The sequence below is a fragment of the Rhodococcus oryzae genome, assembly GCF_005049235.1.
In the GTDB taxonomy this organism is placed as follows: Bacteria; Actinomycetota; Actinomycetes; order Mycobacteriales; family Mycobacteriaceae; genus Rhodococcus_G; species Rhodococcus_G oryzae.
The window spans coordinates 16,296-28,907 of the sequence record NZ_SUMD01000012.1 but is presented as its reverse complement, the minus strand read 5'-3'; the positions used below and the strand labels follow the sequence as shown (position 1 = coordinate 28,907).

The window sequence follows — 12,612 nt, the reverse complement described above, 5'->3', positions numbered from 1 at the left end:
GGGGCGGGGATCAGTAGACGGGGCCGGTGTACTTCTCGCCCGGGCCGTTGCCGGGCTCGTCGGGATGGGCGGAGGCCTCACGGAAGGCGCGCTGGAGCGCCTGCAGTCCCTCGCGGATCGGACCCGCATGCGGTCCGAGGTACTCCACCGAGGCGGTGACCAGGCCTGCGAGTGCGGTGATCACCCGGCGGGCCTCGTCCAGGTCGAGGTGGTCGCTCTCGTCGGGGTCGGGTGAGGAGAGGCCGAGCTTCTCGGCGGCCGAGCTCATCAGCATCACTGCGGCGCGGCTGATGACCTCCACTGCGGGCACATCGGCCAGCTCGCGGACGTCGCCCGTGTGAGTTTGCTCTGTCATGCCTGCTAGACTTCCATACACGACCGCCCCCGACGACGTTGGGGGCAGCAAGTGGAGTCCGACTCCCACCGCTATCTGGCGCCTCAAACACGCTGGTCAGCGGTCCGGTCGCCCGCCCTCAAGGGCTTGGCCTCGACACGGTGTTCCGTGTGGAGATCATGCCAGGGGATGGGTTCCCTCTCGAGAGGGGATGAAGGCTGCGAGCGATCGCAGCGGACATCGAACCGGTCGACATCGGGCCTCGCATGGTGAAAATCCAGCGGGGCTCTTTTGTTGGGAGAGAGCGGGCAACGGGCTGCCGGCGGTCAGGACGACCACGCCGCTCAACCTAGGAGGCCCCATCAGCACTGAGACCCGCATCAACGATCGCATCCGTGTACCCGAGGTTCGACTCGTCGGACCTGGCGGTGAGCAGGTCGGGATCGTGCGTGTTGAAGATGCACTCCGCTTGGCCCTCGAGGCCGATCTCGACCTGGTCGAGGTGGCGCCCGACGCCCGTCCGCCGGTGTGCAAGATCATGGACTACGGCAAGTTCAAGTACGAGGCCGCGCAGAAGGCGCGCGAATCGCGCAAGAACCAGACCCTGACCGTGATCAAGGAGCAGAAGCTCCGTCCGAAGATCGACGACCACGACTACGAGACCAAGAAGCGCAACGTCGTTCGCTTCCTCGAGGCCGGGTCCAAGGTCAAGGTCACCATCATGTTCCGCGGTCGCGAGCAGTCCCGCCCCGAGCTGGGCTTCCGGCTGCTGCAGCGCCTCGGTGCCGATGTCGCCGACCTCGGCTTCGTCGAGACCTCGGCGAAGCAGGACGGCCGCAACATGACGATGGTCCTCGCCCCGCACAAGGGCGCGAAGACCCGCGTCAAGGCGCAGGAGAGTGCGCAGGCTCCGGTGCCCCAGGTTCCGAGGCCCGCCTCGGCGCCGCCCGTGCCGGAGGCCCCCGCTGCCGCACCCGAGGCTCCGGCCGAAGGCGCAGCACCCGAGGCGCCGACCAGCTAGCAAGACCGTCTCGACCGAACGCAGTACCGAAGAAACACAGAACTGAGGACTCCATGCCCAAGATGAAGAGCCACAGCGGCACCTCGAAGCGATTCAAGGTGTCCGGCAGCGGCAAGATCCTGCGCCAGAAGGCCGGCCGTCGCCACCTGCTCGAGCACAAGCCCACCAAGGTGACCCGTCGCCTCGATGGCAAGGCCGTCGTCAGCAAGGCTGACACCCCGCGCATCAAGCGCCTGCTCGGCATCTGATCGAGACCAGCACTTTTTGACCAACCCAGGAGCGCCCGTCGCGCTCCGAGATTGACAGGATTTCCCAGTGGCACGCGTAAAGAGGGCGGTCAACGCCCAGAAGAAGCGTCGTTCAATTCTTGAGGCCTCCAAGGGCTACCGTGGACAGCGCTCGCGCCTGTACACCAAGGCCAAGGAGCAGCAGCTCCACTCGCTCACCTACGCGTACCGGGACCGCCGCGCGCGCAAGGGTGACTTCCGCAAGCTGTGGATCACGCGTATCAATGCCGCCGCGCGCGCGAACGACATGACCTACAACCGCTTCATCCAGGGCCTGAACGCCGCGGGTGTCGAGGTCGACCGCAAGATCCTCGCCGAGCTGGCCGTCTCCGACGCCGAGGCGTTTGCCGGCCTGGTGGCCATCGCCAAGGCCGCTCTGCCTGCCGACGTGAACGCCCCCGCCGGGGAAGCAGCCTGAGCAAGCTGAACCAGGAGCGACCCGTGGACCCGTTCACCGAGCGGACTCCACGGGTCGTTTCTGCTGTCAAGCTGCTGCGCGGCGCCGAGCGCAAGAAGGCGGGGCGCTTCCTCGCCGAGGGCGCGAACTCGGTGACCGCGGCGCTCGCGACCGGTCGCGTGGAGGAACTCTTCTTCACCGACGAGGCCGCCGCCAGGTACGGCGACCTGATCGCCGGGGCAACCGCCGCAGGCGTGCGGGTCTCGCCGATCACCGAGCGGGCAGCCAGGTCACTGAGCGACACGGTGACCCCGCCGGGGCTGGTCGCGGTCTGTGCCCTCTTGGACGTTCCGCTCGGCGAGGCGTTGGACGGATCGCCCAGGTTGCTGGCCGTCCCGGTCTCGGTGTCCGAGCCGGGTAACGCGGGAACGGTGATCCGGGTCGCGGACGCGGTCGGAGCCGACGCGGCGATCCTGGCAGGCGACAGCGTCGACCCGCACAACGGCAAGTGCGTGCGCTCCTCGGCGGGCAGCGTGTTCCACCTGCCGATCGCGCGGGAGCGGGACGTATCCCTGGTGCTCGAGCAGATCACCGCCGCGGGTGTGCAGATCCTGGCGACCGCGGCGGACGGCGAGGTCGACCTCGACGACGCGGACGAGTTGCTGGCCCGGCCGACCGCCTGGCTGTTCGGCAACGAGGCCCATGGGCTGGACCCGGCGATCGCCGCGAGGGCCGACCATCGGGTGCGGATTCCCATCCACGGCCGCGCGGAGAGCCTGAACCTGGCGACCGCCGCCGCCATCTGCCTGTACGCGAGCGCGCGGGTGCAGCACCGGCAGGACCGACCGACAACCTAGGATTGTTCTGCTGTGCGCCGGGTGCGCACGGCGCGACGACCATCGACGAGGAGTTTGACCAGCCGTGGCAAAGAACGAGGCCGAGAGTTCAGGACCGATCGACACCGAGGCTCTGACCGAAGACGCGCTCGGTGCCGCGGCCGAGCGGGCCGAGTCGGCGTTCGCCGCCGCGGGTGATCTCGATGCGTTGGCCAAGGCGAAGATCGACCACCTGGGTGACAAGGCGCCGCTGTCGCTCGTCCGCCGTGCCCTCGGCGCTTTGCCCGGTAAGGAGAAGGCGGACGCGGGCAAGCGGGTCAACGCGGCGCGTACCAGGGCCACCACAGCATTCGATGCCCGTCGTGAGGTGCTGCTGGCCGAGCGCGACGCCGCCGTGCTGGTCGCCGAGGCGATCGATGTGACGCTGCCCGCCCAGCGCCGCCCGGTGGGCGCCCGCCACCCGATCACCATCATCTCCGAGCAGGTCTCCGACGTGTTCGTCGCGATGGGCTGGGAGGTCGCCGAGGGTCCCGAGGTCGAGACCGAGCACTTCAACTTCGACGCGCTCAACTTCCTGCCGGACCACCCTGCCCGCACCATGCAGGACACCTTCCACATCGCGCCCGAGGGCTCGCGGCAGGTGCTGCGCACGCACACCTCGCCGGTGCAGGTCCGCACCATGCTCTCGCGGGAGGTGCCGATCTACGTCGTGTGCCCGGGGCGCACCTTCCGGACCGACGAGCTGGACGCCACGCACACGCCGGTCTTCTCCCAGCTGGAGGGCCTCGCGATCGACAAGGGCCTGACCATGGCACACCTGCGTGGCACCCTCGACGCGTTCGCGCGGGCGCTGTTCGGCCCGGACACCCGGACCCGGATGCGGCCCAACTACTTCCCGTTCACCGAGCCGTCCGCCGAGGTGGATGTGTGGTTCCCGGGCAAGAAGGGCGGCGCGGGCTGGGTCGAGTGGGGCGGCTGCGGCATGGTCAACCCGAAGGTGTTGCGGGCCAGCGGAATCGACCCTGACGAGTATTCCGGATTTGCGTTCGGCATGGGCCTGGAGCGGACCCTGCAGTTCCGCAACGGCATCCCGGACATGCGCGACATCGTCGAGGGCGACGTGCGATTCACGCTGCCCTTCGGTGTCCAGGCCTGACGAACTTCATCACGAGCGAAAGAGCTGAGAAGACGTGCGAGTAGCGCAATCGTGGCTGACCGAGATCCTGCAGCGGGCGACCCCCGACTGGGAGGTGACGGCCGAGGAGTTGGACGCCGGTTTCGTGCGCGTCGGCCTCGAGGTCGAGGAGGTCGACGTCCTGCACCGGGTGCCGGGGCCGCTGGTGGTCGGCCGGGTCGTTTCGATCACCGAGCTCACCGAGTTCAAGAAGCCGATCCGGATGTGTCAGGTCGACGTCGGAGAGTCCGAGCCCCGCGGAATCGTCTGCGGCGCCAGGAACTTCGCCGAGGGCGACCTGATCGTCGCGGCTCTGCCCGGCGCGGTGCTGCCCGGTGACTTCAAGATCGCCGCGCGCAAGACCTACGGTCAGGTGTCCGACGGGATGATCTGCTCGGTCGCCGAACTCGGGATCGGCAAGGACCATTCGGGCATCCTGGTGCTCGAACCCGGTACTGCCGAGCCCGGTGCCGACGCCAACGACCTGCTCGGCCTCGGCGACACGATCATCGAGCTGAACATCACCCCCGATCGCGGTTACTGCTTCTCGGTTCGAGGGCTGACCAGGGAGCTGGCCTGCGGGTTCGACCTCGAGTTCGCCGATCCCGCGGTGCTGCCCACGCACGGGGCGGACGGGGAGGCGTGGCCGCTGACCGTGCTGCCCGAGTCGGGGTCGCCGCGATTCGCGCTGCGTCGCGTCACCGGGATCGACCCCGCTGCGGTCTCCCCGTGGTGGTTGCAGCGCAGGCTGCTGCTCTCCGGCGTGCGTCCGATCTCCCCGGCGGTCGACGTCACCAACTACGTGCTGCTCGAGCTGGGACAGCCGCTGCACGCCTTCGACGCGAACAAGCTGACCGGTGGCCTCGTCGTGCGCCGGGCCGCCGCTGACGAGAAGCTGACCACCCTCGACGGGGTGGAGCGGACCCTCGACGCCGAGGACGTGGTGATCGCCGACGACACGGGCGCGGTCTCTCTCGCCGGTGTCATGGGCGGTGCCAGCACCGAGGTCGGCGCCGGGACCACCGAGGTGCTGCTCGAGGCCGCGATCTGGAACCCGCTCGCGGTATTCCGGACCTCCCGCAGGCACAAGCTGATCAGCGAGGCCAGCAAGCGGTACGAGCGCGTGGTGGACCAGGCCCTGCCCGTCGCCGCGCTCGACCGTGCGGCCGCGCTCCTGGTGGAGATCGCGGGCGGCCGGATCGAATCGGTGCTGACCGATGTCGGCGGCGTCAACGACCCAGCGCCCATCCGCATGGACATTGACCTGCCCGATCGGGTGGCGGGCGTGGCGTACCCCAACGGCACCGCGGCCAGGAGGCTGACCCAGGTCGGCTGCGCCGTGGACGTGGGGGTCAGCGAGTCCGGCCACGGCCAGCTCGTGGTCACCCCGCCCACCTGGCGGCCGGACCTGGAGCAGCCCGCGGACCTGGTGGAGGAGGTGCTGCGCCTCGAGGGCCTCGAACAGATCCCGTCCGTGCTGCCCGCCGCACCCGCAGGCCGCGGCCTGACCCCTCAGCAGCGTCGCCGCCGCGCCGTCGGTCGGGCGCTCGCGTTCGACGGGTACGTCGAGGTGCTGCCGACGGTGTTCCTGCCCACCGGGGTGTTCGACACCTGGGGCCTCGACGCCGACGATCCGCGCCGCACGACCTCGAAGGTGCTCAACCCGCTCGAGTCCGATCGTCCCGAGCTGGCAAGCACGCTGCTGCCGGGCCTGTTGGAGATCCTGTCCCGCAACACTTCTCGTGGCCAGCGCGACCTCGCGTTGTTCGGCATCGCGCAGGTCGTCCTGCCGGGACCCGACACCAAGCCGGTGCAGGCGCTGCCGGTGGACCGTCGCCCGACCGACGACCAGATCGCGGATCTGCTGAAGTCGCTGCCCGCGCAGCCGACCCACGTCGCCGCGGTGCTGACCGGGCTCAGGGTGCCGAGCGGGCCGTGGGGCTCGGGCCGCGCGGTCGAGGCCTCTGATGCCTTCGCGGCCGCGGAGACGATCGCCGAGGCGGCTGGCGTGAACCTCGAGCGCAGGGCGGCTCAGTACCTGCCCTGGCACCCGGGCCGCGGCGCCGAACTGCTGGTCGACGGAATCGTCGTCGGGTACGCGGGTGAGCTGCACCCGGCGGTGCTCGAGCGCAGCGGGCTGCCGCCGCGCACCTGCGCGGTGGAGATCGACCTGACCGCGCTGCCGATCGCCGAATCGCTTCCGGCGCCTCGGGTCTCGCCGTTCCCGGCGGTCCTCCAGGATGTCGCGGTCGTGGTCGAGGCGAGCGTGCCCGCCGCCACCGTCGAGGCGGCGCTGCGCTCCGGCGCGGGCGAGCTGCTCGAGGAGATCCGCCTGTTCGACGTGTTCGAGGGTGCGCAGGTCGGTGAGGGTCGCAAGTCCCTGGCCTTCGCGCTGCGGTTCCGCGCCGCGGATCGGACGCTCACCGAGGACGAGGCCTCAGCGGCACGGGACGCGGCGGTAGCCGCGGCATCCGCCGCCGTGGGTGCGCAGCTTCGGGCCTGACCGCATTGTCGAGAGTGCACCTACCGGGGCATCGGCCGAGTAGGCCGTCCGGCAGGTGCACTCTCGACGCGGGCTGACGTAGCCTTGCGGCAAGTCGACGGAATGAGGTGTCATGACCGATTCCCAGAGCGTTGCCGATGGGCTGAGCCGGCTCACCGACCAGGAACTGGTGCGGGTGATCGCCGCCGCGACCGCGGGCCGACCGGGGCTCGCATCGATCGCAGCCGCCGCGAACGCGATCGGCGGCGAGGTCCCGGCTTCGCCGGATGTACCGATCCCGGCCGAGGTGCCCTTCCCTGCCGACGTGCCGATCCCGCCTGACCCGACGGTGGTGGCGGGAGTCCCGGCGACGACGGCGGGAACCGGGCTGCCGACCGCGATGCCCGCGCCCGACTACACCGACTCCGGTGTGCCGACATTCGACTCGGTGCGCGAGAAGATCGAGACCCGCGCCGGGACCGCCGCGGGTGCCACCGAGCTCGACGCCGAGTCCCCTGCGGGTCGCACTGTCGCGGAGCAGTGGGAAGAGCGGCAGAAGGCGGCGAAGAGCAAGCTGGACGAGATCCGAAAGACCATGGACTCCTAGGTTTGTCGTTCACTGGCCAGAATTCGACTTCGATGCCGACCGCGGGAAGCGCCGCACCCGCCGGAAGGGCCCGCACTCTCGCTCAGGTGTACCGACGTTTCGGTGAGGTCGACGCCGCCGGTACATCGCCGCTGTACGAGCGCGTCGCCGTCGCGCTGAGCGGGTCCGACGAGGCACTGCGCGCCATCGGGGCGGCGCCGGCCCGCAAGCGGCATCCCACGCGCGCCGTAAGACGCGGACCGGCGAGACCGGACACGGCGGCGTGCTGTATCCGGCCATTGCCGAGGCGGCGCATCGGGTGGGTGCGACGGCGGTCTCCGTTGCTGGTGCACGGGGATGCCGTCGAGGTGTTGCCCGACGCCTTCGCCCGTGTGCCCGCGGACGCCCTGCCCGTCGTCACCACGACGTGGGCGCTGTCGCGCCTCCGGCCACAGCGTCATCGGCCTGGCGGTGTTCGACGGGTCGATGCGCAGGGTCGAGGCCATCGGGCGCTGCTGGTCGCGGGGCCGCATGCTGGCCTGGCTGACAGAGTCCCAGTGTCCGGCGGATTCGAGGCGCTTCCCGGGGTCGTTCGGCGTACGGTGTAGCCGTCCCACTGTGCAACTTCACAACCAAAACGTGGAGGTAGTGCCATGGTCTGGTCGGATATCGGGGTCGTGTTCGGATTCGCGGTCGTCATCACCACCGTGGCCGTCGTCCTCATCGGGGTCACGATGCTGTTCATCGTGTCGATCTGGGAGAACTTCGGGCAGCGCAAGCCCCGCGGATTCCCCGACGAACCGGACGGCCGGGGCCGATCGGCGGCACTGCGCCTGGAGTGAGCGAGAACGGCCGGCCCGGTCGGACCTGGGTCCGCCACCGAGCCGGCCGTCCTCGAACTACTGGCGGTCCAGGATCGTCCCGAAGTCGGTGCCGACGGGGAGCGTGCCGTATTCGAGGTCGCGCTCGGGTCCGAGCCGCGCCGCCAGAAACGCCTCGGCGACCGCGGAAGGCGCGGTGCGCAGGAGCAGTGCGCCCTGCAGTCCGAGGGCCATTGCCGCGGCCACGGGACGCGCGCGCAGCTGGGCCTGCGCGGTGTCCAGGGTCGCGAGTTCGGCCAGTGCGCCCCGAATCCGGGTGAGGTGGTCGTCGAACAACCGCGACGTACCGGACGCCAGCGCGAGCTCCGCGTCGAAGGCGGCGACGGACTCGGGTTCGCGCGTCATGGCGCGGAGCACGTCGAGGGCGATCACGTTGCCGGAACCCTCCCACACGGCCATCACCGGCTGCTCGCGGTACCGGCGCGCCAGCGGGAACGCCTCGGTGTAGCCGTTGCCGCCCAGGCATTCGAGCGCCTCGTAGGCGTGATGCGGTCCGCGCTTGCAGATCCAGTACTTGCTGACGGCGGTGGCGAGCCGGCGGAACGCCTTCTCGGCGTCGTCGGCGTCCTCGTCGTGGGCGCGGGCCAGGCGGAGCGCGGTCGCGGTGGCGGCCTCCGACTCGAGCGCCAGGTCCGCGGCGACCGCAGTCATCGCGGGCTGGTCGATCAGCGTCGCGCCGAATGCGGCCCGGTGGCGCACGTGCCACAGTGCCTCCGCGACCGACTGGCGCATGCCCGCGGCCGAGCCGTACACGCAGTCCAGGCGGGTGCGCGAGACCATCTCGATGATGGTGCGGACGCCGCGGCCCGGTTCGCCGACCAGATGTCCGATCGTGCCGTCGAGCTCGATCTCCGACGAGGCGTTGGACTTGTTGCCGAGCTTGTCCTTGAGGCGCTGGATCCGGAAGACGTTCCTGGTGCCGTCCTCGAGCACCCGCGGGACCAGGAAGCAGGACATCCCCTCGTCCGTGTACGCCAGGATCAGGAAGCCGTCCGACATCGGCGCCGAGCAGAACCATTTGTGCCCGGTCAGCGACCAGGTGCCGTCGGAGTTCGGGACCGCGCGGGTGGTGTTGGCGCGGACATCGGATCCGCCCTGCTTCTCGGTCATCGCCATGCCGAACAGCACGCCCGGCTTGCTGCCGGGCGCGGCGAGGCCGCCGTCGTACCCGCGGGCGTAGAGGCGTGGCAGCCACAGCTCGGCCAGTTCAGGGGAGAAGTCCAGGGCGGGCACCACCGAATGGGTCATGGAGACCGGGCAGGAGTGGCCGGGCTCGACCTGGGCGAACATCATGAACGTGGCGGCGCGGGCGACGTTGGCGCCGGGCTTCGGGTCGGCCCACGCGGAGGTGTGGGCGCCGTGCTCGACGGCCGCTCCGATGATCCGGTGGTAGCTCGGGTGGTACTCGACCTCGTCGATCCGATGGCCGTACTTGTCGTGTGTGTGCAGGGTCGGGAGCACGGTGTTGGCCAGATCCGCGTCGTGCTGGAACTCCGCTGTGCCGACCAGCTCGCCGACCTCGGTGAGATCGCTTTGCGCCCAGTCGGCGTCGTACCGGCGCACGCCCTCCACGAGCGGGACGTTCGAGGTGTACTCGTTGACCTCCACCCGCGGGGGTGCCTGGTTGAAGACCTCGTGGGTGCGGTGCGGCGAGGCGACTGTGTTCGTCATGTTGATTCCTTGTTGGGTATCGGCTGCGGTCAGGCGGCGAAACCGACCGCGCGCAGGCACAGTTGGAGGATGGCGTCGACGATGTCGTCGTCGGAGAAGGTCTCGGGCAGCTCCACCGGAACGGGGGAGAGCCTGCCGGTGAGGGACTCGCTGATGGCGCCGATCAGCGCGGCCGCGGCGATCCCGACGTGCTGGTCGGGCAGTTCGCCCTCCTCGATGCCGTCGCGCAGGATCGCGGTGGTCAGCTCGGCGTAGGAGCCGCGGTAGATGAGCCGCTCCTCGTCGACCCGGGGATCGACCGGTTCGAACAGCAGCGACCAGGCCATCTGGCGGCCCCGGATGGCGCGGCGGGCGAACGTCTCGACGAGCGCGCGCAGTCGGTCCGCCGCGCCCGAGTGTTCGGCGACGGCCATCCGCACTTCGTTCAGTTCCTGGTCGGCGCCGCGGCGGAACACGGCGGCCAGCAGGTCGGACCTGCCGTCGAAGTACGAGTACACCGAGCCGACACTCACGCCGCAGTTCTCCGCGATGGCCTTGACCGAGGCCGCGGAGAATCCGCCGGCCGCGACCAGTTTCCCGGCCTCGGCGAGCAGCACCTCCCGACGCTCCGCCTGGGCAGCGCGGGTCTTCTCCGTCGCTCGGTAGGCCATCTCGTCGGTGCCTTTCGCAAAACTATGAATCGTGATTCAATCCTTGACGATCCCGACTGTAGAACGAATCGCCGTAGACGGCAATCCGGCCGCAACGACAAGCCGGGCGCCACCCCGAGGAGGACCCATGGACCTGACGACGATGCTGGAGAGCACCTGCCGGAAGTTCCCGGACAAGGAGGCGGTGGTCTACGGGGCCGAGCGCCTCAGCTATCGCGAACTCGTCGCCGCGTCGAAGCGGGCGGCCGAGGTGCTGCGCGGTCGGGGTGTCCGGCGCGGCGACCGGGTCGCGGTGATGACGTACAACACCCCCGGCTTCGTGATCGCGGCCTTCGGGGCGTGGCGGGCGGGCGCAGTGCTGGTGCCGGTAAACCACAAGCTGGCGCCCCCGGAGGTCGAGTACACGCTCACGCACTGCGGCGCGAAGGTGGGTGTGGTCTCCGCAGGCCTCCGGGTGAACGCGGAGGCCGGCGCACCGCAGGTGGACTGGCTGCTGACCGAACTCGGTGACGACGCCGAGGGGCAGGCGGATCGGGACTTCGACGCGCTGGTGGACGTCGCCGACGAGTGGGACGGCGTCGCAGTCGACGAGACCGAGATCGCCCAGGTGCTCTACACGTCGGGGACCACCAGTGCCCCCAAGGGCTGTCTGCACACGCATCGCTCGATCACGACCGTCGCGCCGTACATCGCGACCACCCTCGGCCTTGACCGCGACGAACGGGTGCTGATCGCGATGCCGATCTGGCACGCGGCCCCCCTCAATGTCTGGTTCGTCCCGACGATGTTCCTCGGCGGGACGGTGGTGTTGATGCGCGAGTACGCGCCGCTGCCCTTCCTCGAGATCATCGGCGCCGAGAAGATCACCGCGTTCTTCGGCGCTCCGATCGCGTACCTGGCTCCGCTGCAGGTCGCCCGCGCCGCAGGCATCGACATGTCCACCTACGACTTCTCGACCATGCGGCGATGGACCTACGGCGGTGCGCCGATCGGTGCCGAGGTGGCGCGGCAGCTGCAGCAGGCGTACAGGTCCGAGGCCTTCTATCAGGTGTACGGGATGAGCGAGATGGGCCCGACCGGCACCGCGCTCTACCCGCACGAGCAGATCGCGAAGGCCGGGTCGATCGGGCGCGGCGGCATGCCCGGTGTCGACCTGCGGGTGGTCCGGCCGGATGGCCGCGACGCCCAGCCGGGGGAGACGGGTGAAATCTGGCTCGCGAGCGACACCCGCATGGTCGGCTATCTCGACAACGACGAGGCGACCGACGAGGTGTTCGAGGGCCGCTGGTACCGCTCCGGCGATGTCGCGCGGGTCGACGAGGACGGCTACCTCTACATCGTGGACCGAACCAAGGACGTCATCATCACCGGCGGCGAGAACGTCTACTCGCAGGAGGTGGAGGAGGCGATCCGCCCGCGTGCGGACATCGTCGACGTCGCGGTGATCGGTCGGCCGCACCCGCAGTGGGGCGAGACGGTGGTCGCGGTGGTGGCGACCGTCGGCGGCGCGAACCTAGAGCTGGACGAGTTGCGGGACTACCTGGCCGACAAGCTGGCCCGCTACAAGATCCCGCGGGAGCTGGTCGTGGTCGACGAACTGCCGCGCAATCCTTCCGGGAAGCTCACCAAGCACGTGATCCGGGAGGCTGTGCTGTCCTGACCGGCGCCGGGCACGCCTGCGCGGCCTGATACGTTGCGAACCACGCATCTTCCCGACAGTGTGTCGGGAAGATTGGAACAAAGGTGTGGTTTCGGCGATGAACGAGTTCAGTGGGATCGACGGCTTCCTCGGCACGAGGGCCTCCTCGGCCATGGACATGATGGTGCTGTTGATGGCGCTGGTGGTGGCGGTCCTCGGCTGGAGCGTCTATCAGGTCAGGGTCGGCAGGCGTTTTCGGTTGCACAGGTCGGTGCAACTGGCGCTCGGCGTCGCGCTGCTCGTGGCCGTCGTCCTCTTCGAGTTGGACGTGCGCTTCAACGGGTGGGAGGAACGGTCGGCGGGTGCTGTCGGCGGCTCGGCGTCGAGCCTGGTGTGGTCGGTGCTGGCCGTCCACCTGGTCTTCGCGGTCTTCTCGGTCCTGCTGTGGCCGGTGGTGATCGTTCGGGCGATGCGGAACTTCGGCAGGTCGCCGCAGCCAGGGGCGCACAGTGCGTGGCACCGGCGATGGGCCCGGATCGCCGCGATCGACATGGCCCTGACCGCGGTGTCCTGCTGGGTCTTCTACTGGGTTGCCTTCGTCGTCTGACGGCCGCCCGCGACCTGGCTATGAATGGGCTTGCATGATGATGCATA

Annotated in this window: 14 protein-coding genes; 11 read left to right on the top strand and 3 right to left on the bottom strand. The window is 69.7% G+C overall.

The window, feature by feature from the left end; all coding sequences use genetic code 11:
* Window positions 1-10: 10 nt before the first annotated feature.
* Window positions 11-355: a DUF1844 domain-containing protein gene (locus FCG67_RS21160; RefSeq protein WP_077041805.1), complete on the bottom strand. Its 345-nt coding sequence runs from the start codon at window positions 353-355 to the stop codon at window positions 11-13.
* A gap of 295 nt (window positions 356-650) precedes the next feature.
* Between FCG67_RS21160 and infC the strand changes: the two genes are divergently transcribed.
* The 9 genes from infC to FCG67_RS21115 all read left to right on the top strand — a co-directional run bounded on the left by infC (window position 651) and on the right by FCG67_RS21115 (window position 7,959).
* The gene (gene infC / locus FCG67_RS21155; protein WP_097213247.1) at window positions 651-1,355 is read left to right on the top strand and encodes a translation initiation factor IF-3; all 705 of its coding nucleotides are present in this window, start codon (window positions 651-653) and stop codon (window positions 1,353-1,355) included.
* 53 nt (window positions 1,356-1,408) lie between these two features.
* Entirely contained in the window at window positions 1,409-1,603 is a 195-nt protein-coding gene (gene rpmI, locus FCG67_RS21150; protein WP_027503190.1) for a 50S ribosomal protein L35, read from the top strand.
* Window positions 1,604-1,670: 67 nt separating this feature from the next.
* A complete protein-coding gene (gene rplT / locus FCG67_RS21145) occupies window positions 1,671-2,060 on the top strand; it encodes a 50S ribosomal protein L20 (protein WP_027503191.1) in 390 nt (129 codons plus the stop codon).
* 23 nt (window positions 2,061-2,083) lie between these two features.
* Window positions 2,084-2,896, top strand: a complete 813-nt coding sequence (locus FCG67_RS21140; protein ID WP_136911620.1) for a TrmH family RNA methyltransferase — start codon at window positions 2,084-2,086, stop codon at window positions 2,894-2,896.
* 64 nt (window positions 2,897-2,960) lie between these two features.
* Complete coding sequence (pheS, locus tag FCG67_RS21135) at window positions 2,961-4,031, top strand: phenylalanine--tRNA ligase subunit alpha (RefSeq protein ID WP_136911619.1); 1,071 nt, start codon at window positions 2,961-2,963, stop codon at window positions 4,029-4,031.
* 34 nt (window positions 4,032-4,065) lie between these two features.
* A complete protein-coding gene (gene pheT, locus FCG67_RS21130; RefSeq protein ID WP_136911618.1) occupies window positions 4,066-6,552 on the top strand; it encodes a phenylalanine--tRNA ligase subunit beta in 2,487 nt (828 codons plus the stop codon).
* Between the two features lie 112 nt (window positions 6,553-6,664).
* Complete coding sequence (locus FCG67_RS21125; protein ID WP_136911617.1) at window positions 6,665-7,138, top strand: hypothetical protein; 474 nt, start codon at window positions 6,665-6,667, stop codon at window positions 7,136-7,138.
* Window positions 7,139-7,170: 32 nt separating this feature from the next.
* Window positions 7,171-7,725 (top strand): DUF2332 family protein, encoded by a 555-nt coding sequence (locus FCG67_RS21120; RefSeq protein WP_246045200.1) that lies wholly within the window; start codon window positions 7,171-7,173, stop codon window positions 7,723-7,725.
* Window positions 7,726-7,770: 45 nt separating this feature from the next.
* Window positions 7,771-7,959 (top strand): adenylate cyclase, encoded by a 189-nt coding sequence (locus tag FCG67_RS21115; RefSeq protein ID WP_136911616.1) that lies wholly within the window; start codon window positions 7,771-7,773, stop codon window positions 7,957-7,959.
* A 57-nt stretch (window positions 7,960-8,016) separates the two neighbouring features.
* Here FCG67_RS21115 and FCG67_RS21110 read toward each other — a convergent pair whose 3' ends face one another.
* Window positions 8,017-9,669, bottom strand: a complete 1,653-nt coding sequence (locus FCG67_RS21110; RefSeq protein WP_136911615.1) for an acyl-CoA dehydrogenase family protein — start codon at window positions 9,667-9,669, stop codon at window positions 8,017-8,019.
* 29 nt (window positions 9,670-9,698) lie between these two features.
* Entirely contained in the window at window positions 9,699-10,319 is a 621-nt protein-coding gene (locus FCG67_RS21105; protein WP_136911614.1) for a TetR/AcrR family transcriptional regulator, read from the bottom strand.
* Window positions 10,320-10,446: 127 nt separating this feature from the next.
* Here FCG67_RS21105 and FCG67_RS21100 point away from each other — a divergent pair, with 127 nt between their 5' ends.
* Entirely contained in the window at window positions 10,447-11,979 is a 1,533-nt protein-coding gene (locus FCG67_RS21100) for a class I adenylate-forming enzyme family protein (protein WP_136911613.1), read from the top strand.
* Between the two features lie 97 nt (window positions 11,980-12,076).
* Entirely contained in the window at window positions 12,077-12,565 is a 489-nt protein-coding gene (locus FCG67_RS21095; RefSeq protein WP_136911612.1) for a DUF420 domain-containing protein, read from the top strand.
* Window positions 12,566-12,612: the final 47 nt, after the last annotated feature.